We start from the raw sequence: 21,958 nt of genomic DNA on the forward strand, positions 1-21,958 counted from the left end.
TGCCCTGGCCCGGGCCGGAGAGCGGATGCCGGATACACCGGACACAACCCCAAACTTGCCGGCCCTGGACTTGGCGGCGCCAGCGCCTGATACCTTGGCGCCTGGCACATCCGCAGCGACGCCCTATCGCGTGCTGGCACGCAAATATCGCCCGGCCAGCTTCAAGGACCTGATCGGACAGGACGCGCTGGTGCGCACCCTGTCGAACGCACTGGCTACCGGCCGCCTGCACCACGCCTTCGTGCTGACGGGTGTGCGCGGCGTCGGTAAGACCACCACCGCCCGCATTATCGCCCGCGCGCTGAACTGCGTCGGAGCGGACGGCAAAGGCGGTCCGACGCCCGAGCCCTGCGGCCTTTGCGAGCATTGTACGTCCATCGCCGAAGACCGCCATGTCGACGTGATCGAGATGGACGCCGCCAGCCGAACCGGCGTGGACGATATCCGCGACCTGATCGACGGCGTGCGCTATCGCCCGGTCTCGGCGCGCAAGAAGGTCTACATCGTGGACGAAGTCCACATGCTCTCGCGCAACGCCTTCAATGCACTCTTGAAGACCCTGGAAGAGCCGCCGGAGCACGTCATCTTCATCTTCGCCACCACGGAGATCCGTAAGGTACCGGTCACCGTACTCTCGCGCTGCCAGCGCTTCGACCTTCGCAGGGTCGAACAGGCGGTCCTGGTGAAACACTTCAGGGGCATCTGCGAGCAGGAAGCCGTCAGCGCCGAGGACGAGGCGCTGGCGATGATCGCGCGTGCGGCCGACGGCTCGGTACGTGACGGGCTTTCCCTGCTCGACCAAGCGATTGCGCTCTCCAGCGAGGAGATCGGGACGGACTCGGTCAAGCGCATGCTTGGGCTCGCGGATCGCGCACGCGTCTTCGATCTCTTCGGTGCCGTCATGGCGGGAGAGACGGCCGAGGCCCTGACAATCCTGCGCGACCTCTATGACGGCGGCGCCGATCCGCTGGTGGTCCTGCAGGATCTCCTCGAACTGACCCACCGAATCACCCGGCTGCAACTGGTTCCGGAACAAGCCGGCGAAGGCCTGCCGGAAACGGAGCGGGTGCGCGGGCGCGAATTCGCCAACAAGCTCGATGTCGCCACACTGGGACGTACCTGGCAACTGTTGCTGAAGGGTATCGATGAGACGCAGCGCGCACCGGCCCCGCTGCAAGCCGCCGAAATGGTGTTGATCCGGCTGGCTTTCGCAGCCGACTTACCGAATCCGGCCGACCTGGTGCGCCAGCTCCGCGGACGTGGATCGACCGCTGGAAATCCCTCCGGCGAGTCGTCGCGTCCATCCGGCTCAGCCACGCCACAGGCTTTCGACAGCGGTGGCGGTACGCGCGCTGTTGGCGGCGGCCGGCCGCAAGCCAGGCCCCAACCCGATAGGGCGGAACTCCACGAAACCGAGCGTCAAACCGAGACCCAAGCGCAGATCGAAGCTCAGGCAGCTCCTGCCGGCAAACCGCTTCCGGAAACCTTCGAAGCGGTCGTAGCACTGCTCCGCAGCTTGAAGGAGGTGCGCCTACTCCACGCCCTGCGCAGCGACGTGCGACCGGTGCGCTGCCAGTCCGGGCAGCTTGAATTCAATCCAGGTCCCAACGCACCGAGTGACTTGGCCGGCCGCCTTTCGAAGATTCTGGAGGACGCGACCGGCCGACGCTGGATGGTCAGCGTCTCCAGCGAACCGGGCGAGGCCACCCTGGCCGAACGGGAAGCGGAGGCGGAACGGATCGCCTACGAACGGGCGCAGAATCACCCTTTGGTGCAGTCGGCGTTGGAGACATTCCCCGGCGCCAAACTGCGCCGCGTGATCAGCGGGCTACCGCTCGACGAACAGCCCAACGAACAGTCAGAGACCGATAGCCAGAACGAGGACGGGGCATGAAGAATCTTGGCCAGATGATGAAGCAGGCCCAGCAGATGCAGCAGAAGATGGCCGAGATGCAGGAACGCCTGGCCGAGGCCGAAATCGACGGCCAGGCGGGCGGCGGACTCGTCAAGATCACCATGACCGGCAAGGGCGACGTCAAGGCCGTCCGGATCGATCCCTCCTTGGCTTTGCCGCAGGAGATCGAAGTGCTCGAGGACCTGGTGCTGGCCGCTGTCAACGATGCGCGCGCCAAGGTCGAGCAGGCTGCGGGCGAACAGATGAAGGAGATCACCGGCGGTCTCGATCTGCCGGGCGGCCTCAAGCTACCTTTCTAAGCCGGCAGGCATAAAACCCGTCCAGTCCGCCCCGCTCCGCCAGGTGGCAGGGCAGGCTGCGGAGCGCGCCTTCGGCGTCGATCAGTTCGGCGAGCCCCCCCACCTCCTGAGGGTCGATCCGCTCGCGCGTGACCGGTGCCCCGCCGGCCAGCACCGCCGCCACGACTTCCGGCCCTTCTTCCGGCTGCAGAGAGCAAACGGCATAGACCAGGGGCGCACCCGGTTCGGCACAGGCAATCGCATTGGCGAGCAAACGTTTCTGCACGGCCACGATGGCCGGCAAATCCTCCGAACGCTTGAGCTGAGGAATGTCCGGATGCCGGCGCAGCGTGCCGGTCGCCGAACAGGGTGCGTCGAGCAGCACCGCCTCCGCGAGACGCGGCGGGCGCCAGCGTGCGGCATCCGCAGCCACGGTTGCGGCTGACAGCTTGAGACGATTGAGGTTCTCGACCAGCCGCGTCAGGCGCTCCTCATCGGCGTCGACCGCGACGACCTGAGCGCCGACCGCAGCCAGTTGCGCCGTCTTGCCGCCCGGAGCCGCACAGAGATCCAGGACTCTTTTGCCCGCAACCGGGCCCAGCAGGCGCGCCGGCAAAGCCGCTGCCGCATCCTGAACCCACCATCCCCCCTCTTCATACCCCGGCAGGCGCGCGACCTCGCCGCTGCCCGGTGGCAGACGCAGTGACCCTGTCGGCAGAATCGACGCGCCCAGGCGCTCTGCCCAGTCTTCCGCCGTCGCAGGGTCGACCAGACTGAGATCGAGCGGCGGATCCCCGGCTTGAGCCGCAGCGATGGCTCGCGCCGTCGTGTCACCGTAGGCCACCGACCAGGAGTCCCAGAGCCAGGGCACCGTATCGGCTTTGGCCGTGTCCAGCTCCGCGAGCCAAAGCGGGCCTTCGCGCTCCAGCCGCCGCAGGACGGCAGTGATCAGCTTCTTGAAACCGGCCTGCTTGCCCTTCTCCGCCAGCCGCAGAGTCTCCGCGACCGCGGCATGCGGCGGCGTGCCGAGGATCAAAAGCTGGCAGGCGCCGAGGCGTAGCAGGTCCTGCACGATGCTGAACTCCCGCTTCAGCGGCCGGTCCAGGCAACGGTCGATCAGGGCGTCGAGCGTCCCCAACCGGCGCAGCGACGTGGCGACGAGACGGCGTGCGAAGGCGCGATCGCGCCCTTCCAACTGCGCCAGGCGCGGCTCGGTCGTCAGTGCTTCATCAAGCGGACGCCGCCCGCGTAGAACCGCACGCAAAAGATCGAGCGCGATGCGCCGAGCATTCGGGGGCAGGGCGGGATGATCTGGGGAAGAACGAGCCGGAGACGCCATAGCCCGCGCATGTAACGCCGAACGCCGCCGGTGGGAAGACGGAACCGACTGACACGGCCCTGTATGATCCAGCTCCGTTTGGGCGATCACACGACCAAGCGCATCACCGAGATGCCGAGGCAAATCACCACGCCGATGGTCAGGGTCTTGCGCAAAGGCAGATACCAGGTCGGGGCCCGGCCGAGACGGATCGCCTGCATGTCGGCCCAGAACAGCCCAACGAAGGAAAGAATCAGCAGTATCAAACCTGGCAGCGGCGCCATGATCAGAGCAAGCCAACCCAACAACGGCGGAATCACCGAGCCAGCGGTGCGCGTCCAGGTCATACCGGCATGGCTGTCTCCGGCTGCCGTACCGGCACCGGTCACGCCTGGTCCGGCCACTCCGGTGCCAGCCATCGCCAACCCCCAATGCACGGCGCCCATGAAGGACAGGATACAGGCGGCGTAGGCCATCTGGATGAACTGGGCGAAATCGTTCCAACCTTGAGGCAACGCCCAGACGGCGACGGCACCTGCGGCGAAGGGAATAAGGCCGGCCAAACCAAGCCAGAGGGCGGGGCGGGGAACCTGACGCATCGACATAGCCGCCAAGATAGCCTTTGCGTAGAAGAACGAAAGACCTCCCTCCGCACGCCCTCAGAGGCTGACCTCTTCTGCTCGGATGGTCGCTCATGCTATAGGCCCGCCGGCCCGAGCGGGAAGATCGGGCCGAGGCAAACAGGGGAAGGACTGAGTTCATGGATGTCAGAGACGTGGGCGCTCTCGTCACCGGTGGTGGCTCGGGCATGGGGGCCGCCACGGCCCGCGCACTGGCCGCGGCCGGTGCCAAGGTCGGCGTGATCGACCTCAACGGCGACACGGCCGACGCAGTAGCCAAGGACATCGGTGGACTTGGCCTGGTCTGTGACGTCGGCGACGCCGCCAACGCCGAAGCCGCTGTCAAGCAGGCGAGCGCGGCCCACGGCCCTTGTCGCCTGCTGGTCAACTGCGCCGGCATCGCGCCGGCCAAGCGTATCGTCGGGCGTGACGGGCCGATGGACCTCGCCGCCTTCGAGGCGGTGATCCGTGTCAATTTGATCGGCAGTTTCAACATGCTCCGCCTGGCCGCCGCAGAGATGACGGGCGCCGAACCGCTGAACGAGGACGGCGAGCGCGGTGTGATCGTCTCCACCTCCTCCGTCGCAGCCACGGAGGGCCAGGTCGGCCAGGTGGCCTATGCCGCCTCCAAGGCCGGGATCAACGGCCTCAACGCTCCGGCGGCGCGCGAGCTGGGGCGCTTCGGCGTGCGCGTCCTCTCGATCGCACCAGGACTCATCGGCACCCCGCTGCTGCTCAACATGCCCGAGGACGTCCAGGAGAACCTGGCGCAGCAGCCGATCTTCCCCAAGCGCTTCGGCAGCCCTGAAGAGTTCGCGGATCTGGTCCTGCACATCGCCGGCAATCCGATGTTGAACATGGAAACCATCCGCTTCGACGGCGGCCTGCGCATGGCCTGACCGTCAAGCGCAAGACCCAAGGTCAAGCCGCAGAGTGCTTCGCGGATCGGGCCGCCGTCGGTTGGCGCTCCCAGCATTGAGCCAGATGGCCGACTTCGTCGGTCAGGAAGTCGACGAAAACCCGAACCTTGGGCGAGAGATGCCGGGCATGCGGGTAGACCGCATAGATCGCGCTGTCCTGAGCCTGCCAGTCTGGCAGCACCTCGACCAGTTCACCCGAGGTCAACTGAGGGCCGGCCAGCCACAAGGGCAGCAAGACGATCCCGCTGCCAGCCAGCGCGGCCGCCATCAGCACCTCGGCGTAGTTGGTTTCCAGATTGCCGGAGACCGTGACGGACTCGGCCACCCCATCCTTCTCCAGCCGCCAGTCGTGACGGTTGGTTCGGAAGGTATAGGTCATGCAGTTGTGCTGCTGCAGGTCGGCCGGTAGCCGCGGCGTTCCCCGTGCCGAGAGGTAGGCCGGCGCCGCACAGACCACCCGGTGGTTCGGCGCCAAACGCTTGGCGATCAGTGACGAGTCCGCCAGCTCTCCGATGCGCAGGGCCAGATCCATCCCCTCCTCGATCAGGTCGACGAAGCGGTCGTTGACGGTCAACTCCACCGAGATTTCCGGATAGCTCTCCAGGAACTTCGGCAGGAGCGGCGCCATGTGCAGTCGGCCGAAAGCGACGGGGGCATTGACCCTCAAGAGGCCGCGCGGCGAAGCATGCAGATCGCCCACCGCCTGCTCCGCCTCGGCGATGTCTGCGATGATGCGCTCGGCCCGCTGGTAGAAAGCCTGACCGACCTCGGTCAGGGAGAGTTGACGGGTCGTGCGATTCAGCAAGCGGGCGCCCAGCCGATCCTCCAGCCGGCCGATCTGCTTCGACACCGCCGAAGGCGAGAGATCCAGAGCGCGTGCCGCAGCCGAGAAAGACTTGGCCTGCACCACCCGGACGAAAATCTCCATCTCATTGATATTGTTCACCGCCGCCATCTATCTGTTCCTGAAAGTCTTAAATACTTTGCTATTAAGAGGTCTTCTGTGAAGAAAACAAGGGCAATAAGCTGATACACAGGTCGCGGCGTTCGATTGCGACCGACCTCTTCGCCGCTTCACAGGAGAGCCCGCCATGACCGTATCTGTCCAGCCCGCCGAAACGCCGTCCGCACCCTCGGCTGCCGCCAAAGCGTCCGATCCGCCGGCCATTCTCTACCAACCAGGGGCGATCACAAGCGACGCCCGACTTGCCGCCAAGCTGGCGCACGGGCGGGTCCTACAGGGCCGCGCGATCCGCCAGAGCTTCGCCGCCGCTTTTCGTCCGCTTACCGGGCTGTTGGGGAACCACGGGCGTGTACGCGAGCGCTATGGCCGTGTTCCCAGAGGCTCCTGCATGGCGCCCTAGGATCTCGCGCGAAAGTCGCCTAATCCGAGGTCTGTCGAGGTTCGCGCAGCGGCAGTAAGAGAACGGCGCCAATCACGAAGAGGACGAGAATGGTCGCCATGCCCCAGCGTTGGCTGTCAGCCCATACGGTGACGCTACCGACCAGAAAGGGCCCCATCCAGGCGGTGGCCTTGCCGGAAAGGGCATAGAGACCGAACATTTCCGTTCGAATCTCAGCCGGCGCAAGCCGTGCCATCAAAGTGCGGCTGGCTGACTGGGCAGGGCCGATGAAGATGCCCATGGCGCAGCCGAGCAGGTAGAACCAGAGCTTCGATTCCACCAGCAGAATCGCGGTGCCCAGCAGGATCAGGAAGCAGACCGAGATCAGCACCGTACGTTTCGGCCCCAGCCAATCGTCGATCCAGGCAAAGCCGACAGCGCCGAAACCGGCGGTCACGTTGAGCAGGATGCCGAAGATCAGAATCTCGTCGAAGCTCATGCCGAAGGTCCCGGCGGCGTAGATGCCACCGAAGGCGAAGAGCGTATTGAGCCCATCGGTGTAGAACATCCGGGCGATCAGAAACCGCAGGATCGTTCCGTAGCGCGGTAACTTTTTAAGGGTTTCCCATAGAGTCTCGAGACCCGACCGCACCGCCTCTCCAGCCGGCTTTCCCGAAGCCGGCCGGTCGGGCGTGAAGAGAAACATCGGCAGCGCAAATACGAGGAACCACAGGCCCACGAAAGGCCCGGTGGCACGCACATGCTCGTAGGTCTCCTTGTCGAGACCGAAGAGCGGGACTTCGGGCTGCACGAACAGCAAGAGACAGGCGGCCAGACAGGCCAGCCCCCCCGCGTAGCCGGCTCCCCAGGCCCAACCGGAGATGCGGCCCATCTTCCCGCGCGGCGCGACCTCCGGCAGCATGGCATTGTAGAAGACCGTCCCGATCTCGAAGGCGACGTTGGCCGCCGTGACCAGGACCAGCGCCCAGACCAGCGCTCCTGCCACCGGCTCGACCGTCCAGAGCAGCGCGCCCACCGCCACGCAGATGAGTGCGAGAACCGCGATCCAAGGCTTGCGACGACCGTTCTGGTCGGCAATCGCACCCAGGACGGGACTGAGCAGCGCGATGACCAGGCCCGAAAGGCCCATGGCGAGCCCCCATTGCCCGGTGCCGATCTCCGGCGTCTCCGCGATCACGTTGGTGAAGTAGGCGGCGAAGACGAAGGTGACGATCACCGTCGGGAAGGCTGAATTCGCCCAATCGTAGAGGCACCAGGCGGCAATGCCGCGCCGGCCCGCACCTTCCGGGGTGGCCTCAGGGGCACTGGATTCTGGCGGCGCGGCGAAGCTCATGACAGCGGACCCTGCCCGCTATCGTCAAAGGGCACAAGCGCGCTATCGTAACGCGAGTTCGGTTCAATCGGAGACCGAGTCGAGGACTCAGGTAGAGACAGGGAGCACAGGGCAGCATGCTGGTCGTCACCACGGATTCCATCGAAGGACGGCGGATCGTCGCTTACAAGGGAATCGTCGCCGGGGAGTGCATCATCGGCGCCAACGTCTTTCGCGATCTTTTCGCCCGGATTCGCGACATCGTCGGCGGCCGCGCCGGCGCCTATGAAAAGGCCCTGCGCGACGCCAAGGACGAGGCCATGGCGGACATGGTGGAAAAGGCCGAAGCGCTGGGTGCCAACGCCATCGTCGGCATCGATCTCGACTACGAAACGGTCGGCGACTCCATGCTGATGGTCAGCGCCAACGGAACTGCGGTGGTACTGGAGTAACACGCACGAAGAAGATCGGGCGATAGCCCTACCGAGCTTCTCACTCGACAACGCCGGCGCGCTCGCGCTCCTTGCGGGTGCCGAGCTTGGTTTCGCGGCGGGCGATGTAGAGGGTGCTGGCCACGATGACCGCGGCACCCGCGAGGGTCCAGTTCTCGGGCACCTCGGCGAAGAAGAGAAAACCGAAAGCCATCGCGAAGAGGATTTTCGCATAGTCGAAAGGGGCGATGAAGCTCGCCTCGCCGGCGCGGTAGGCCCGGATGATCAGCGATTGTCCAGATACGCCGATCACGCCGACGCCCGCCAGCATCAGCCACTGCTGCAGGCTAGGCTCCTGCCAGGCCTGAATCGCCGGCACCACCGCCAGTGCGATGGAGGCGAGGCAGAACCATAGAAGCATCACGGACTGGTGCTCGCTCTTAGGCAGCCTCTTGACCATGATCACGGCCACGGCGATGCCAAGCGCCATACCGAGCGCCGCCAGGAAACCGTCGAGCGCGATACCCTGGCCGGTCAGCAGGGCGTCCGGCCTGAGCATGATCAGCACGCCGCCGAAGCCGACCAGCGTCGCCGTCCAGCGCCGCCAGCGCACCGCCTCGCCCAGCAGGAAGATCGCCAGCACGGTCGCGAAAAGCGGAGTGGTAAAACCGATCGCCGTGACGTCGGCCAGCGGCAGACGGGACAACGCATAGAAGCCGGAGAGCATCGCCCCCGCGCCGCAGACGGCGCGGATCACATGAGTCCCTGGATAAGCCGTACGCAGCGCCTGCCGACCGGCCAGGTAGACGAAAGGCAGGATCGCGATCAGGGCGAAGCCGGCCCGCGCCAGGGCGATCTGGAAAAAGGACATGCCGGTCTCAGCCAAGGCCTTGACCAGCACACCGTTGGCCGTGAAGACCAGGGCCGAGGCCAACATCCAGAGTGCGCCCTGCAAATTGGGCGACATGGCTTGCCCCTTACTCTGCAACGCCATGTTCTAGACCCGACCCCCCGGAGGCATCCACGTCTGCGTTCCCGCCACGCGCGGCGCCATCATACCCAACCCGCGACGACATCCGGCCCATGGCTCGCACCCTGTCATTCCCGGCGTCATTCCCGGCCCTGCGGTCCGGCGGCGGCAACGCCGCTGGCGGCCCGTTCGCGCGCCACCTTTGCCTCACGGTGCGCGATGTAGATCGAGGAGGCGGCAATGACAGCAGCGCCGATCCAGGTCCAGAGGTCTGGAACCTCGCCGTAAAGCAGGAAGGCGAAGAAAGCGATGAAGGGCAGGCGCATGTAGTCGAATGGCAGCACCGCCGAGGCGTCGGCGCGGGCATAGGCCCGGGTCAGGGCGATGTGGGCAAGCACGGCCGCGCCACCGATCGCAGCCATCATCGCCAAGGCTTCCAAACTGGGCCAGCGCCAGACGAAGAGGGCTGGAATCAGCGACAGGGGGGTCAAGAGCAAGTTCATCCAAAGCACGATGGTTGCCGGCGCATCGCGGGCCGAGAGGGTCTTCACCAACATCACCGAAGCGGCCATGAAGAGCGCGGCCAGCACCGGCAGACCGGTCACCAGCGAAATCTCGGTCGTGCCGGGCCGCAGGATGATCAACACGCCAACGAAGCCGACCAGCGTCGCGCTCCAGCGCCGGGCGCGCACCACTTCGCGTAAGATCAAGGCCGCACCGACCGTTGCGAAAAGAGGCACGGTAAAGTTTAGCGCCACGGCCTGGGCCAGAGGCAACAGGGAGATCGAATAGAACCAGCAGAGCATCGCTATCAGGCCGACGCCCGCACGCAGCAGATGCAGCTTCAGGTTCTGCGTGGCCAGCGCCTTGGTTACCCCGCTGTGCAAGAGCCAGGGCAGCATGACGGCAGCGGCGAAAAAGTTACGGAAAAAGGCGATCTGCGCCGCCTCCAACTCGGTCGAGACTTCGCGGATGAGGATGTTCATCACCGAAAAGCCGAGCGAGGCGGCCGTCATGCAGAGGGCGCCGGTCATGGCGGCACTCAGGGCTGTGCGTCCGGCCGTTGGGGCCGGATCTTCGACCGCCGGCTTGCCGGTAGAGGCGTTGCCGGCGGTGGGACTGGTTGCCTTGAAATCTTCGGAGGAATCGTCGTGCATAGGCCTGCGATCCTAGAGGCTCCCGCAACGCGGGAGTAGAGCCAGCCCCGCATGGCTCGCTTGCATGGCAATCCCCGGGTCGGGCGCCGGCCGTGAGCTGATCGAGCGCAGTCCGGGCGGCGGCGGATCAAGCTCGGAACGATGGCACCAAAGCAATTTCACTCCCGGCAATCCTGCTCTAGTCTGACGGTGCCGTCTTCACCGAGTCTCGACTGCGAGCCGACTGCCTCATGTCCTCCGTCTCTCCCACTGCCTCCGCCGTCACCGACCCACCGCTCTGGAGCCCTTCGCCGCAACGGGTCGCCGAGGCGCAGCTCACCCATTTCCTGCAGTACCTCAAGGAAAAGGAAGGAGTTGAGCTCTCCAGCTACCCACAGCTCCAGGACTGGTCCGTCGAAAACCTTGAGGAGTTCTGGATCGCGGTTTGGGAGTACTGTGAGTTGATCGGCGACGGTCCGGCCGGCAAGCCGGTTCTGGTCGACGGCGACAGGATGCCCGGCGCGCAGTTTTTTCCGCAGGCGCGGCTGAACTTCGCCGAAAACCTGCTACGCCGGGACGACGACAGCGACGCTCTGGTCTTTTGGGCCGAGGACAAGGTCAAGCGCCGCCTCTCCTGGCGCGAGCTGCGAGCGCTGGTCAGCCGGCTGCAACAGCTTTTGAAGGATCAGGGTGTCGGCCAAGGCGACCGAGTGGCCGGCTTCATGCCCAACATGCCGGAGACGGTGGCCGCCATGCTGGCGACGGCCTCGCTGGGCGCGATCTGGTCTTCCTGCTCGCCGGATTTCGGCGTGCAAGGCGTGCTCGATCGCTTCGGCCAGATCGAGCCGAAGGTCCTCTTCGTGCCGGACGGATACTTCTACAACGGCAAGGAAATCGACACTCTGCCGAAGATCCAGGAATTTCTGCCGCAGCTCCCCAGTGTCGTAAAAACGGTCGTCTGTCCGCTGCTCGGCCGTCCGCAGGCTGCGGCAAGGCTGCCGAAGGCGGCCACCCTAGAGGAGGCACTGGCGCCCTATACGGCCCGCGACATCGATTACCTGCGGGTGCCCTTCAATACGCCGCTCTACGTGATGTACTCATCGGGCACCACCGGCAAGCCCAAGTGCATTGTCCACGGCGTCGGCGGCACGCTGATCCAGCAGGTCAAGGAGCATCGGCTGAATGCCGACGTGAGGCCCGGCGATCGCGTCTTCTACTTCACCACCTGCGGCTGGATGATGTGGAACTGGCTGGTCGCCAGTCTGGCCTGCGAGGCCACGCTGCTCCTCTACGACGGTTCGCCTTTCGCACCGGACGGCAACATTCTGTTCGATTATGCCGACGCCGAAGGCACGACACTCTTCGGCACCTCGGCCAAGTACATCGATGCCTGCAACAAGGCCGAGCTGGCGCCCAAGGGGACTCACGATCTTTCAACGATCCGAACGATCTGCTCGACCGGCAGCCCGCTGGTGCCGGAAGGCTTCGACTATGTCTACGAGAACCTTAAGGAGGATGTCAGTCTCGCCTCCATCTCCGGCGGCACCGACATTCTCGCCTGTTTCGTGCTGGGCAATCCCATCGGTCCGGTGCATCGCGGCGAGATCCAGGCACGCGGCCTGGGGATGGCGGTGGAAGTCTGGGACGACACGGGCAAAGCGGTGCGCGAACAGAAGGGCGAGCTGGTCTGCGTGAAGCCCTTCCCCTCCATGCCACTCTACTTCTGGGGCGACCCCGACGGCGCCCGTTACCGCGCCGCCTACTTCGAACGATTTCCGGGCGTCTGGTGCCATGGCGACTTCGTCGAGCTGACCCGCCACGACGGGGTGATCGTCTACGGCCGCTCCGACGCCACCCTCAACCCCGGCGGCGTGCGCATCGGCACGGCCGAGATTTACCGCCAGGTCGAGAAGCTGCCGGAGGTGGTGGAGTCCATCGTGATCGGCCAGGACTGGCAAGGCGACGTGCGGGTCGTCCTCTTCGTGCATCTGCGCGACGGCACATGCCTCGACGAGGCGCTTGAAAAGCGCATCAAACAGACCATCCGCGAGGGCGCTACGCCGCGCCATGTCCCGGCCAAGATCGTGCAGATCGCCGACATCCCGCGCACCAAGTCCGGCAAGATCGTCGAACTGGCGGTCCGCGACCTGGTCCACGGCCGCGCGGTCAAGAACAGGGAAGCCCTGGCCAATCCGGAAGCCCTCGAGCTCTACCGGAACATCGAAGCACTACGGCAGTAGAGCGCTCGACAGCGCGCGCTGCCGTCGCCTCGTCTTACTCCACCGCCCGGTCGATGCGCTTTTCGACGGCATCCCAGATCAGGCCGGACAGATTGGCGCCGTCGAAGCGGTCGATCTCCTGAATGCCGGTGGGGCTGGTGACGTTAATCTCCGTGAGGTAGTCGCCGATCACGTCGATGCCGACGAAGATCATCCCCTGCTCGCGCAGGATCGGACCGAGCGCGTGGCAGATCTCACGGTCGCGCTTGGTCAACTCCGCCTTCTCTGCGCGGCCACCGACATGCATGTTGGAACGCGCCTCGCCCTTGGCCGGTACGCGGTTGATCGCACCGGCTGGCTCGCCGTCGATCAGGATGATGCGCTTGTCGCCCTGGCGTACCTCGGGCAGGTAGCGCTGCACGATGATCGGCTCGCGGTAGAGCTGGGTGAAGAGCTCCAGCAGGGCGTTGAGGTTCTCGTCTTCCGGCGTCAGATGAAAGACGCCGGCACCGCCGTTGCCGAACAGCGGCTTGACGATGATGTCTCCGTGCTCCGCGCGGAAGGCCGCGGCCTCTTCCCTGTTGCTGGTGATCAGGGTCGGCGGCATCAGCTCCGCGAAGTGGGTGACGAAGAGTTTCTCCGGAGCGTTCCGCACGCTGACCGGATCGTTGACCACCAAGGTTGCGGGATGGACATGTTCCAGCAGGTGCGTGGCGGTAATGTAGGCCATGTCGAAGGGCGGGTCCTGGCGCATCAGCACCACATCGACACCGGCAAGATCGAGCGTCTGGAAGTCCCCCAGCGTGAAGTGGGCGCCCGCCGCGCGTCGCACCTCGAGCCGCCGGGATCGCGCAGACAGCCGGCCGTGGTGGAAGCTCAGATCCTGCGGCAGGTAGTGCCAGAGGGCATGGCCACGGGCCTGCGCCTCCAGGGCCAGCGCGAAGGTGCTATCGCCGTCGATGTCGACCGCTTCGATTGGGTCCATCTGGATGGCGACGGCCAAAGGTGTCGGCGAAGGGGACATAGAGGTTTCGAACTCCCGGCTGCGGAAACTGCGCACCTTCTGGTAGCACCCGAGCACCAGCGGCGGAAGCCGGCCGGCGTGGATCGGATCAATTCAGCCTGTTGCGCAACTGGCGGAGTAGCTCGCCGGCTTCCTGCGACTGGCTACCGGCTGGAGCCAGTTCCAGGAAGTGCTCCAGACTGACGATGGCGGCGCGCAGATTGGAAAGATGGGCGTGCAGCAGACCGGCCTCGCGCCAGAGCCCCGCCTGATCCGGCGCGATCAGCAGCATCGACTCGACCAGCTCCAGGGCCTGCTCCGGCCGTTGCTCGCGCAAATGACGGAGCTTCAGGTTGTTCTGCAGGCGCAGAAGGATGTCGCGATTGCCGACGGGGGCATAGTGCTCCGGCTTCAGTTCGGCCTCGACCCCCGACAGCACCTTGAGCAGCTCGCGCAGATCCGCCGCCTGCAGCTCGCGCAGACCGTTGAAGGGATCGACCACGGCACGCTCGGCGCCGGCCTGAAGCTGCAGCAGAAAGTGGCCGGGAAAGGACAGGCCCGAAACATCCCAACCCTGGGCGCGGGCGGTTGCCACAACCAGGATGCCCAGCGCGACCGGCAGCCCGCAGCGTCGGTCGATCACGCGCATGAGATTGCCGTTCTGCAGGTCGTCGTAGGTTTCTTCGTCGCCGGCATAGCCATAGCGCTCGAAAATCACCTGCCGCAGCACCTCCAAGCGCATCTGCAGCTCGCTCTCGCCACTCGACTTGGCGGCAAGATCCGCAGCGTCACGCGCCATCAACGAGAGGTGGTGGCGATAGCGCTCCAGCGGCAACTTCGGCTGATCCAAAGCCGCCAGCAACAGCGCGGTATCGGCCAGATCGATCAGGATGTCGGGCTGGCTGCCAACCCGACGCAAGGCGGACTCGAGGTCTTGCCGGCCGCTTGCCAGTGACCAGTTCATGTCCACCGCCGCCGGGAATAGCGGTCGAGATATGTTGCCGACCCAGAAATCATCGCAGCAGGAGGGTAAGGCGTCGGTCAGAAAATGCCAGAGGGGGATTTTCGGTACATTCGTCCGCGCAAGCAACCCACAGGGCGAGCCGAGGCACGGCAGGACGTGTCAAGGCCGCCAGGCATCAGGAAGGTGCCGGGGCCGCTGGCCCGGGACCAACAGCAGCGCGTCGAAACGCAAGTCGAGGCCGGCCAGATCCGGCCGCCGTGCCAGCCAGGCTTCGGCCGCACGCAGGATCCGACGCCGCTGACGCGGTGTCACGGCCTCGAGCGCGGCAAGGGACGTCGCGCGCCGCTTGACCTCGACAAAGGCGAGGCAGGACCCGCGCCGGGCGATCAGATCGATCTCACCGACCGGCAGCCGCAAACCGTGCGCGAGGATGCGGTATCCCTTAAGCCGCAGCCACCAGGCCGCTAGCAACTCAGCCTTGCGGCCCGCGCCGTAAGCCCGGCGACGGGAGTCAAGCGTTCGCATCGCCACCATCCTCCGAGCCGGTGGAGGATTTTGGATCGGACAGGGCCAAGGCGCGGGCGTAGACCTGCTTGCGCGGCAGCCCGGTCGCCGCCTGCACCGCCTGCACCGCATCCTTCAGGCTGCCGCCAGCCGCGAACGCACTGCGCAGGGCCGCATCCAGCGCCGCCGCATTCGTCGCTTCAGCCAGCGGCGGACCGACGATCACCACAATCTCGCCCTTGGGCTGGGCCTCCGCAGCATAGGTCGCCGCAAGCTCGGCCAGGGGCGCACGCCGCACCTCCTCGAACAACTTGGTCAGTTCTCGCGCCACGGCCGCCGGTCGTTCGCCGCCCAAAACCTCGACCATATCGGACAGGCTGGCGGCCAGGCGTTGAGGGGCTTCGAAAAGAATCAACGTCGCCGGCACGGGTTTCAGTTCGGCCAGCCAGCGTTGGCGGGCGGCGCTCTTGGGCGGAGGAAACCCGGCGAAACAGAAGCGGTCGCTGGGCAGGCCAGCTGCGACCAGCCCCGCCAGAACCGCCGAAGGGCCCGGAATCGGGATCACGCGAATTCCGGCCTCCACCGCGAGGCGCACCAGCTTGAACCCGGGGTCGGAGACCAACGGCGTGCCGGCATCGCTGACCAGCGCCACGGTCTCGCCCCTTTTGAGGGCTTCGATCAGTTTCGGTCGCACACGTGCGGCATTATGTTCATGGTAGGCGAGAAGAGAGCGGTCGGGGCGGTCGAGACCATGGGCCTGGAGCAGTCGCCGGGTGTAGCGCGTGTCCTCGCAGACGAGGAGATTGCTTTGCGCCAGCGTCGAGAGCGCACGCAATGTCACATCGGCCAAGTTGCCGATCGGGCAGGCAACCAGATACAAAGCTGGCTCGAGAGGCTTCAACGGCGTTTCGAGTCGCAACAGCTTCGTGCCAGTCGCAAGCTCGGCCGTGTCGTCCTCACTCTGGACGGCAACGGCTTCAAAGCCCTTACCAGTTCCACCAGCGGGAGTGGATCGTGATCCCTTCATGCCTGCCTTTCGCAACTATGCCTTCGCGTTCGGGTCGCGCTGCAGTTCTCGGCGTTCTGCTGCTGAGCCTGACGGCTTGTTCAGCCAGGGATGATGCCCCACCGCAGAGCAGCGGACAAACGCCAACGCCGCCGGTCGTCGAGGCGCAGCCGACGCCCCCGCCCCCGCCCCCGCGAGACCCCGGCGAAGCGACCGTAGCCCTGCTGCTTCCGATGACCGGAGAGCAAGGAACACTTGGCCAAGCCTTGCTGAATGCCGCACAGATGGCACTGTTCGACGTGGGCGGTCCGAACTTCGAGCTGACGCTGCACGACACTGGCGGACGACCGGAAGGCGCCGAGCAAGCCATGCAAGCGGCCTTGAACGAGGAGGCCAACCTCATTCTCGGCCCGCTTTTCTCTACCTCCGTCGCCGCGGCGGCACCGCAAGCCCGAGGTCTTCAAATCCCGGTTGTCGCCTTCTCCAACGACAGAACCGTCGGAGGGCGTGGAGTCTGGGTGATCGGCCTCGATCCGACGGCGCAGGTCGACCGGGTCGTCGACTACGCCACCCGACAGGGCATGACCCGTTTTGCCGTGCTGGCGCCGCGTAACCCCTACGGCGACGCCACACTGCAAGCCCTTCAGCAAGCCGCCACCCGCTACGGCGGCTTCGTGGCCCAGGTCGCAACCTATGATCCCTTTGCGGTAACCGATGCCGGACCGATCGTGCAGCAGCTTGCGGCAGCACGCTCCAGCTACGATGCCCTGCTGGTGCCGGCCGGCGGCAACGAGCTGCTGGGACTGGCCACACTGCTGCCTTTCTACGATATCGATCCGGAACAGACCCAATACCTGGGCACCCAGCTCTGGGAGGATCCCAGCCTTGGCCAGGAGGCCGCGCTAGTCGGCGGCTGGTTTGCCGCCCCCGAACGCAGCGGTTGGGAGGCTTGGGCAAGCCGCTACCGAGAGCTCTACGGCGAGACCCCGCCGCGTCTGGCCTCCCTGGCCTATGACGCCACAGCGCTCGCCGCCGTCTTGGCGCGCGAGGCGGCGCAGGCCGGCACCGCGCCCGACTACACCGCAGAGGATCTGACCGATCCCAATGGCTTCGCGGGAGTCGACGGCATCTTTCGACTGCGCGGGGACGGCAGCACCGAACGGGGGTTGGCCGTCTTGCAGCTGCAGCGCAACGCCATCGAGTTGCGCGAAATCGCGCCGAGCAGTTTCGAACGGGTCGGGTCTTAGCGTTTACGCTGGTGAAGCTCCGTCCCAAGACCTTTTCACACCGACAGCGCGAAGCGCTTCTTCAGGGCTTGCCGGCCGGGTGGCGTGAAGTCGACGACGCGCGTGCCTTCGACCCGACGCGCCCAGCCAACGTCGAAGAGTCGCTGCAGCAGGGCCGCGCCCAGCGCACCGGCCAAATGACTGCGCCGCGCGCTCCAATCGAGACAGCTGCGGCACAACGGGCGACGTAGTTTGCCGAGCGCCGCGAGATCGATCCCGAAGTCCAGCATCTCCGCCTCGCCGCGTACCGTCAGCCGGGGCTGCGAGCGCTCGACCGCAAGAACGCCGTCGCGGACCAGAGCATCGAAGAGAGCCACGCCAAGATCGCCGGCCAAGTGGTCGTAGCAGACGCGCGCTTGCCGTAGGGCTGGCTCCTTGGGTCCAGGACGGACCCGGCTCGGGCGGCGCGCGGCGGCGACGCCCATCAGGTTTTCGAGCAGCGCTGCAACACCGCTGTCGGCCAGACGGTGATAGCGGTGCCGGCCCTGCGTCTCCACGGCGATCAGCGACGCCTCCTGCAGCCGCGCCAAATGCGAGCTGCAAGTCTGCTTGGTCACACCGGCCTCGACGGCCAACTCGCTGGCCGTAAGCGACAGGCCGCCAAGAAGTGCCGTCAAGATGTTGGCGCGCGCCGGATCGCCGATCAGGGACGCGATATAGGCGATGTCCGGTCCGTGTTTCATAGTTCGATCATGACCGAACTATTAGCTGCGAGCAAGCTGATATCAAAGATCTCCGAAGCGGACGTTTCCCGTGGGATCTTGAGGAGCTTCCAGGCATGAACTCTCCAGCTTTCAACCGCAAGTCCGTTCGCTTGGAGAGAGAGCCTAGGATCGCAGGCGATCCGACTGGAAGCCCCTTCGCCTGGCTTCGCGCTTTGGGAGCTTTACTCGGCCGTGCCTACAGGGCCCATTGCGCGGAAGACCAGCTCGCAGACCTGGACGAGCGTCTTCTCAGAGATATCGGCCTGACACGCCGCGAAGTCCGCAGCGCGGTCTGGGGACGCAAGCTTGCAGACTCCGGTGGGGTTCGGCTGCCAGACGAGCCAAGGCCGAGATAGCGGTTCTGCCACTGTCACGAATTCGACGCCGGCTTGACAGGGCGACCACCGCTTTCCCGCTTTGACGGCAAGGCCGAGCGCTGATAGTCAGACGCTCATGCAGCAGCCCGTCCGGATCGCGCCCTCCATTCTCTCCGCCGACTTCGCCAGCCTGGGGCAGGAGGTGCGTGCGGTCGACGCCGCCGGTGCCGACTATCTGCACGTGGACGTGATGGACGGCCATTTCGTACCGAACATCACCATCGGCCCGCAGGTCGTGGCGGCGTTACGGCCACACTCGGCCAAGACCTTCGACGTGCACCTCATGATCGCGCCGGTCGACCCCTATGTGGAAGCCTTCGCCAAGGCGGGCGCCGACATCCTGACGGTCCATCCGGAAGCTGGATATCACCTGCATCGCACGCTGCAGCTCGTCAAATCCTGCGGCAAGAAGGCCGGCGTCTCGCTCAATCCAGGGACGCCCGTGTCCGTCGTCGAGCCGGTGCTGAGCGAGCTCGACCTGATCCTGGTGATGAGCGTCAACCCCGGTTTCGGAGGGCAATCCTTCATCCCCGAGGCGCTGGAGAAGATCCGATCGCTGCGCGCGATGATCGACGCCAGCGGCCGCAAGATCGACCTGGAGGTCGATGGCGGCATCAATCGGGAGACGGCACCGCAAGCGGTCGCCGCCGGTGCCGACGTGCTGGTCGCCGGCACCGCCACCTTCATTGGCGGCCCCGAGGCTTATGCCGACAATATCCGCGCCCTGCGCGGCGCCTGAGGCGCGGAGGCGGCGCAACAGCCATGGGCGAGCGCCGCTTAGCCGAGTCCCCTGCGCCCAAGGCGCATCGCCGGCCTCGAGTCGGATCGCGACGGCAGCCAGGCTTCCTGACCCGCTGGCGCGCACTTTTGACTTTACCGCGACCTCTGTTGTTCGGGCGCCTCGCCTACGCCGCCAAGCGCCCCTTCTTCGCGCTGCCGGCCTACGACTGGACACTCGGCGGCTGCGATGCCGTAAACCCGGAAGCGACACCGCCCGATCCCTGGCCCGGCGACGTCGATGCGGGCGCCGCCCTGCTTGAGGGGCATTGGTCACTGGCTGGACAGACGCTCCTGGACCCGAACCCGCTCTGGTGCCCACCCGAAGCAGGGACGGCTTGGCTAGAGGAAGTGCATGGCTTCGCCTGGCTGCGGGATCTGCGGGCGACGGCGGGCGATACGGCCAGACGGCGCGCGCGCGAGCTGACCGAAAGCTGGCTGGCCGCCCACAGCCGTTTCGACCGGCTTGCCTGGGCGCCGCTGACCACTTCGCGCCGCCTGTCCCACTGGCTCGGCCAGTGGGATTTCTTCGCCGCCAGCGCCGAGACGCAATTCCGTCGCGAGCTGCTGCACTCCGCAGCCCGCCAAACGCGCCATCTGGCGCGCGTGCTGCCTGCCGGTCTGGCGGGCGCGGACCTGGTTCTCGCGCTGCGGGGGCTGATCATCGCCGGCGCCTGCCTGCCAGGCTGCCTGGCGCAGATGCGCCGCGGGCTCGCCTTGCTGGAGCTGGAGCTGGCCCGTCAGATCCTGCCCGACGGCGGACAGATCGAGCGCAGTCCGGCGCATCATCTGGCCATGCTGCGCGACCTGATCGATCTGCGCGCGACGCTGCATGGCGCGGACCAGACGGTGCCGCCCAACCTGGTGGCAGCCATCGAGTCGATGGCACCGATGTTGCGCCTTTACCAGCATGGCGACGGCGGTCTGGCCTTGTTCAACGGCAGCCTGCCGGAGCAGGGGTTCAAGGTCGACCTCGTGCTGCAACGCGCCGATGCCCGGCGGCGGCCCCGAATGTCCGCGCCGCAGAGCGGTTTTCAGCGGCTGCAAAGCGGGCGCACCTTGATCATCCTGGATGCGGGCCCACCCCCGCCGCCGGGCTCCGACCGCGCGGCCCATGCCGGCACGCTGGCCTTCGAGCTCTCGGTCGCGCGCGAACGGCTGATCGTCAACTGCGGGCCCGGCACAGCGGATCTCCCCGAAGCTTACCGCAGGCTGCTCCGCGGCACGCCGGCCCATTCGACCCTGACTCTCGGCGATATGAATGCCTCGCCGCTTGGCCGCAGCGGCGGCATGATCGCACGCGCGGCGATTCCCTACTGCGAGCGTGACGAGGCCGAGGGTGCAGTCTGGGTCGAGGCCGCGCACGATGGCTATTCCGAGCGCTTCGGCCTTCGTCATATTCGCCGTCTCTATCTGAGCGCGGGCGGAGAGGATCTGCGCGGCGAAGACCGCTTGGAGCCGGTGGAGCGCGGCGGATCGAAGCGCGACCTGCGCTTTGCAATCCGCTTTCACCTTCATCCCGACGTTCAGGCCACGCTTCTGTCCGGCGGCGGCGCGCTGTTGCGCCTGGCCAAGGCGGGCGGCTGGCGGCTGCGCGCCAGCGGCGCGGAGATCACGCTGGAGGATTCGGTCTACCACGGCGGCCCGGCCGAGCGACGCAGTCAGCAGGTGGTGCTCGCCGGCCTCTGTCCGCCGGAGGGGTTGAAGGTCAAATGGGCTCTGCGTCGCGAAACGAAGGGTCGCGACCCGCGGGCTCGGGGGCCACAGAGTACATGAACTGGATTGGGTCATGATCGAGATGGCGCCGACGCCGGCCGCCGCTGTCGCCGCCGCCGGCCTGCTGGCCCTCTTCGTCTGGTGGGCGATCGGCCGTATTCTGCCGAAGCTGCGCGAGATCGCGCTGGACCGACCGAACGCCCGCTCCAGCCACAGTCAGCCGACCCCGCGAGGCGGCGGTCTGCCCCTGGTCGGCGGCTTCTTGCTGGTTCTGGCGCTCTGGGGGCTCGTCTTCGGCAGCACCGGTTTGCCCGGTCTCTGGACCGTGCTGGCCGGCGCAGTGCTGTTAGCCATGGTGTCCTGGAGAGACGATCAGGAAAGCTTGCCGGCCGGCCTCCGCTTCTCCGTACAGTTGGCCGCCGTGCTGCTGGCGATCGGCGGTATGGTCGGCGCGCAACCGGCGACCCAAGGCTTGCTGCCGCTCTGGGCCGACCTGGTCTTCACGGCGCTGCTTTGGATTTGGTTCATCAATCTCTTCAACTTCATGGACGGGATCGACGGCCTCTCTGCGGTCGAGGCCCTTTCCATCTCGCTGGGCGTGGTCGTGCTCGCCTTGCTCGGCGACTGGCCCTTGGCCACGGTGGTCCTGGCACTCTTGTTGATCGGCGCGGTCGCTGGTTTCCTGCCCTGGAACTGGCATCGGGCGCAGGTCTTTCTCGGCGATGTCGGATCCGTGCCGCTCGGCTTCCTGCTCGGCTGGCTGCTGGTGATCGCCGCCGGCGAGGGCGCCTGGGCGTCCGCCCTGATCTTGCCCGCCTACTACTGGGCCGATGCCACCACCACACTGCTGCTAAGGCTGATGCAAGGCCAACCGCCCTGGCGCGCCCACCGCAGCCATGCCTACCAGCGCGCCGTGGAACGCAAGCTGACCCACGGGAGCTGCAGCCTGGCCATCGGCGGCTTCAATCTCCTGCTGCTGGCACTGGCCGTCGCGGCGGAGCTGTGGCAGCCCTGGGTACCCTTGGCCGTCGCGGCCTTGCTGACCGGCGCCTTTCTAATCTGGCTGCGCGGCGGCGTTGCACGGGCCCCGGATTCGGTGTAGCCCCGCCAGCCATACCTTCAAAAACCTGACCGAACG

22 protein-coding genes are annotated in these 21,958 nt (G+C 66.2%); 11 read left to right on the forward strand and 11 right to left on the reverse strand.

Going from position 1 to position 21,958, the window contains the following annotated elements; all coding sequences use genetic code 11:
- Positions 1–25 precede the first annotated feature (25 nt).
- Both DBZ32_RS21305 and DBZ32_RS21310 read left to right on the forward strand, forming a co-directional pair.
- Entirely contained in the window at positions 26–1,894 is a 1,869-nt protein-coding gene (locus tag DBZ32_RS21305) for a DNA polymerase III subunit gamma/tau (RefSeq protein ID WP_119169292.1), read from the forward strand.
- On the forward strand, positions 1,891–2,214 hold the full coding sequence (locus DBZ32_RS21310) for a YbaB/EbfC family nucleoid-associated protein (RefSeq protein ID WP_119169293.1): 324 nt from the start codon (positions 1,891–1,893) through the stop codon (positions 2,212–2,214). Before DBZ32_RS21305 ends, DBZ32_RS21310 begins: the two co-directional genes overlap by 4 nt.
- On the opposite strand, the gene DBZ32_RS21315 is transcribed toward DBZ32_RS21310, so the two are convergent.
- Together DBZ32_RS21315 and DBZ32_RS21320 are read right to left on the reverse strand one after the other, a co-directional pair.
- Complete coding sequence (locus tag DBZ32_RS21315; protein ID WP_119169294.1) at positions 2,198–3,532, reverse strand: RsmB/NOP family class I SAM-dependent RNA methyltransferase; 1,335 nt, start codon at positions 3,530–3,532, stop codon at positions 2,198–2,200. The genes DBZ32_RS21310 and DBZ32_RS21315 overlap by 17 nt on opposite strands.
- An 86-nt stretch (positions 3,533–3,618) precedes the next feature.
- The gene (locus DBZ32_RS21320) at positions 3,619–4,110 is read right to left on the reverse strand and encodes a DUF3429 domain-containing protein (protein ID WP_208539360.1); all 492 of its coding nucleotides are present in this window, start codon (positions 4,108–4,110) and stop codon (positions 3,619–3,621) included.
- Between the two features lie 161 nt (positions 4,111–4,271).
- Here DBZ32_RS21320 and DBZ32_RS21325 point away from each other — a divergent pair, with 161 nt between their 5' ends.
- The gene (locus tag DBZ32_RS21325; RefSeq protein WP_119169296.1) at positions 4,272–5,030 is read left to right on the forward strand and encodes an SDR family NAD(P)-dependent oxidoreductase; all 759 of its coding nucleotides are present in this window, start codon (positions 4,272–4,274) and stop codon (positions 5,028–5,030) included.
- Between the two features lie 22 nt (positions 5,031–5,052).
- Here the strand turns inward: DBZ32_RS21325 and DBZ32_RS21330 are convergent, their stop codons facing one another.
- Complete coding sequence (locus tag DBZ32_RS21330; protein ID WP_328587500.1) at positions 5,053–6,006, reverse strand: LysR family transcriptional regulator; 954 nt, start codon at positions 6,004–6,006, stop codon at positions 5,053–5,055.
- 136 nt (positions 6,007–6,142) lie between these two features.
- On the opposite strand from DBZ32_RS21330, the gene DBZ32_RS22230 reads away from it, so the two are divergent.
- Positions 6,143–6,415 (forward strand): hypothetical protein, encoded by a 273-nt coding sequence (locus tag DBZ32_RS22230; RefSeq protein WP_162906902.1) that lies wholly within the window; start codon positions 6,143–6,145, stop codon positions 6,413–6,415.
- Between the two features lie 19 nt (positions 6,416–6,434).
- On the opposite strand, the gene DBZ32_RS21335 is transcribed toward DBZ32_RS22230, so the two are convergent.
- Positions 6,435–7,748, reverse strand: coding sequence for an MFS transporter (locus DBZ32_RS21335; protein WP_119169297.1), 1,314 nt, complete (start codon positions 7,746–7,748; stop codon positions 6,435–6,437).
- Between the two features lie 116 nt (positions 7,749–7,864).
- Here DBZ32_RS21335 and DBZ32_RS21340 point away from each other — a divergent pair, with 116 nt between their 5' ends.
- Complete coding sequence (locus DBZ32_RS21340) at positions 7,865–8,179, forward strand: YbjQ family protein (protein ID WP_119169298.1); 315 nt, start codon at positions 7,865–7,867, stop codon at positions 8,177–8,179.
- A 40-nt stretch (positions 8,180–8,219) separates the two neighbouring features.
- On the opposite strand, the gene DBZ32_RS21345 is transcribed toward DBZ32_RS21340, so the two are convergent.
- Positions 8,220–9,125: a DMT family transporter gene (locus DBZ32_RS21345; RefSeq protein ID WP_162906903.1), complete on the reverse strand. Its 906-nt coding sequence runs from the start codon at positions 9,123–9,125 to the stop codon at positions 8,220–8,222.
- Between the two features lie 143 nt (positions 9,126–9,268).
- Complete coding sequence (locus DBZ32_RS21350) at positions 9,269–10,285, reverse strand: DMT family transporter (RefSeq protein ID WP_119169300.1); 1,017 nt, start codon at positions 10,283–10,285, stop codon at positions 9,269–9,271.
- A 230-nt stretch (positions 10,286–10,515) separates the two neighbouring features.
- Between DBZ32_RS21350 and DBZ32_RS21355 the strand changes: the two genes are divergently transcribed.
- Positions 10,516–12,504, forward strand: a complete 1,989-nt coding sequence (locus DBZ32_RS21355; RefSeq protein WP_119169301.1) for an acetoacetate--CoA ligase — start codon at positions 10,516–10,518, stop codon at positions 12,502–12,504.
- Between the two features lie 34 nt (positions 12,505–12,538).
- On the opposite strand, the gene gshB is transcribed toward DBZ32_RS21355, so the two are convergent.
- From gshB to rsmI, 4 genes are all read right to left on the reverse strand, one after another.
- Positions 12,539–13,507 carry a glutathione synthase gene (gshB, locus tag DBZ32_RS21360; protein WP_119169302.1) on the reverse strand — a complete coding sequence of 323 codons (969 nt, stop codon included), beginning with the start codon at positions 13,505–13,507 and terminating at the stop codon, positions 12,539–12,541.
- Between the two features lie 88 nt (positions 13,508–13,595).
- Positions 13,596–14,450, reverse strand: a complete 855-nt coding sequence (locus DBZ32_RS21365) for a SirB1 family protein (RefSeq protein WP_119169303.1) — start codon at positions 14,448–14,450, stop codon at positions 13,596–13,598.
- Positions 14,451–14,609: 159 nt separating this feature from the next.
- Positions 14,610–14,975, reverse strand: coding sequence for a YraN family protein (locus tag DBZ32_RS21370; protein WP_208539361.1), 366 nt, complete (start codon positions 14,973–14,975; stop codon positions 14,610–14,612).
- Positions 14,962–15,981 carry a 16S rRNA (cytidine(1402)-2'-O)-methyltransferase gene (rsmI, locus tag DBZ32_RS21375; RefSeq protein ID WP_119169305.1) on the reverse strand — a complete coding sequence of 340 codons (1,020 nt, stop codon included), beginning with the start codon at positions 15,979–15,981 and terminating at the stop codon, positions 14,962–14,964. Before rsmI ends, DBZ32_RS21370 begins: the two co-directional genes overlap by 14 nt.
- A 17-nt stretch (positions 15,982–15,998) precedes the next feature.
- Between rsmI and DBZ32_RS21380 the strand changes: the two genes are divergently transcribed.
- A complete protein-coding gene (locus tag DBZ32_RS21380) occupies positions 15,999–17,207 on the forward strand; it encodes a penicillin-binding protein activator (RefSeq protein WP_268877964.1) in 1,209 nt (402 codons plus the stop codon).
- Positions 17,208–17,242: 35 nt separating this feature from the next.
- Here DBZ32_RS21380 and DBZ32_RS21385 read toward each other — a convergent pair whose 3' ends face one another.
- Positions 17,243–17,929: an ArsR/SmtB family transcription factor gene (locus tag DBZ32_RS21385; RefSeq protein WP_119169306.1), complete on the reverse strand. Its 687-nt coding sequence runs from the start codon at positions 17,927–17,929 to the stop codon at positions 17,243–17,245.
- Positions 17,930–18,024: 95 nt separating this feature from the next.
- Between DBZ32_RS21385 and DBZ32_RS22910 the strand changes: the two genes are divergently transcribed.
- From DBZ32_RS22910 to DBZ32_RS21405, 4 genes are all read left to right on the forward strand, one after another.
- Positions 18,025–18,306 carry a DUF1127 domain-containing protein gene (locus DBZ32_RS22910; protein WP_119169307.1) on the forward strand — a complete coding sequence of 94 codons (282 nt, stop codon included), beginning with the start codon at positions 18,025–18,027 and terminating at the stop codon, positions 18,304–18,306.
- Positions 18,307–18,403: 97 nt separating this feature from the next.
- Positions 18,404–19,066 carry a ribulose-phosphate 3-epimerase gene (rpe, locus tag DBZ32_RS21395; protein ID WP_119169308.1) on the forward strand — a complete coding sequence of 221 codons (663 nt, stop codon included), beginning with the start codon at positions 18,404–18,406 and terminating at the stop codon, positions 19,064–19,066.
- 149 nt (positions 19,067–19,215) lie between these two features.
- The gene (locus DBZ32_RS21400; protein ID WP_162906905.1) at positions 19,216–20,880 is read left to right on the forward strand and encodes a heparinase II/III family protein; all 1,665 of its coding nucleotides are present in this window, start codon (positions 19,216–19,218) and stop codon (positions 20,878–20,880) included.
- 13 nt (positions 20,881–20,893) lie between these two features.
- On the forward strand, positions 20,894–21,922 hold the full coding sequence (locus tag DBZ32_RS21405) for an MraY family glycosyltransferase (protein WP_119169310.1): 1,029 nt from the start codon (positions 20,894–20,896) through the stop codon (positions 21,920–21,922).
- Positions 21,923–21,958 lie beyond the last annotated feature (36 nt).

This window comes from Algihabitans albus (assembly GCF_003572205.1).
In the GTDB taxonomy this organism is placed as follows: domain Bacteria; phylum Pseudomonadota; class Alphaproteobacteria; order Kiloniellales; family DSM-21159; genus Algihabitans; species Algihabitans albus.

Bases quoted from the DNA above. Each gene is read 5' to 3' on its own strand.
- DBZ32_RS22230 (WP_162906902.1), top strand. From the start codon at position 6,143: ATGACCGTATCTGTCCAGCCCGCCGAAACGCCGTCCGCACCCTCGGCT.
- DBZ32_RS21310 (WP_119169293.1), top strand. From the start codon at position 1,891: ATGAAGAATCTTGGCCAGATGATGAAGCAGGCCCAGCAGATGCAGCAG.
- DBZ32_RS21340 (WP_119169298.1), top strand. From the start codon at position 7,865: ATGCTGGTCGTCACCACGGATTCCATCGAAGGACGGCGGATCGTCGCT.
- rpe (WP_119169308.1), top strand. From the start codon at position 18,404: ATGCAGCAGCCCGTCCGGATCGCGCCCTCCATTCTCTCCGCCGACTTC.
- DBZ32_RS21330 (WP_328587500.1), bottom strand. From the start codon at position 6,006: ATGGCGGCGGTGAACAATATCAATGAGATGGAGATTTTCGTCCGGGTG.
- DBZ32_RS21350 (WP_119169300.1), bottom strand. From the start codon at position 10,285: ATGCACGACGATTCCTCCGAAGATTTCAAGGCAACCAGTCCCACCGCC.
- DBZ32_RS22910 (WP_119169307.1), top strand. From the start codon at position 18,025: ATGAACTCTCCAGCTTTCAACCGCAAGTCCGTTCGCTTGGAGAGAGAG.
- DBZ32_RS21315 (WP_119169294.1), bottom strand. From the start codon at position 3,532: ATGGCGTCTCCGGCTCGTTCTTCCCCAGATCATCCCGCCCTGCCCCCG.
- DBZ32_RS21325 (WP_119169296.1), top strand. From the start codon at position 4,272: ATGGATGTCAGAGACGTGGGCGCTCTCGTCACCGGTGGTGGCTCGGGC.
- DBZ32_RS21370 (WP_208539361.1), bottom strand. From the start codon at position 14,975: ATGCGAACGCTTGACTCCCGTCGCCGGGCTTACGGCGCGGGCCGCAAG.
- DBZ32_RS21345 (WP_162906903.1), bottom strand. From the start codon at position 9,125: ATGTCGCCCAATTTGCAGGGCGCACTCTGGATGTTGGCCTCGGCCCTG.
- DBZ32_RS21380 (WP_268877964.1), top strand. From the start codon at position 15,999: ATGCCTTCGCGTTCGGGTCGCGCTGCAGTTCTCGGCGTTCTGCTGCTG.
- DBZ32_RS21305 (WP_119169292.1), top strand. From the start codon at position 26: ATGCCGGATACACCGGACACAACCCCAAACTTGCCGGCCCTGGACTTG.
- DBZ32_RS21405 (WP_119169310.1), top strand. From the start codon at position 20,894: ATGATCGAGATGGCGCCGACGCCGGCCGCCGCTGTCGCCGCCGCCGGC.
- rsmI (WP_119169305.1), bottom strand. From the start codon at position 15,981: ATGAAGGGATCACGATCCACTCCCGCTGGTGGAACTGGTAAGGGCTTT.
- gshB (WP_119169302.1), bottom strand. From the start codon at position 13,507: ATGTCCCCTTCGCCGACACCTTTGGCCGTCGCCATCCAGATGGACCCA.
- DBZ32_RS21335 (WP_119169297.1), bottom strand. From the start codon at position 7,748: ATGAGCTTCGCCGCGCCGCCAGAATCCAGTGCCCCTGAGGCCACCCCG.
- DBZ32_RS21355 (WP_119169301.1), top strand. From the start codon at position 10,516: ATGTCCTCCGTCTCTCCCACTGCCTCCGCCGTCACCGACCCACCGCTC.
- DBZ32_RS21365 (WP_119169303.1), bottom strand. From the start codon at position 14,450: ATGAACTGGTCACTGGCAAGCGGCCGGCAAGACCTCGAGTCCGCCTTG.
- DBZ32_RS21320 (WP_208539360.1), bottom strand. From the start codon at position 4,110: ATGCGTCAGGTTCCCCGCCCCGCCCTCTGGCTTGGTTTGGCCGGCCTT.
- DBZ32_RS21385 (WP_119169306.1), bottom strand. From the start codon at position 17,929: ATGAAACACGGACCGGACATCGCCTATATCGCGTCCCTGATCGGCGAT.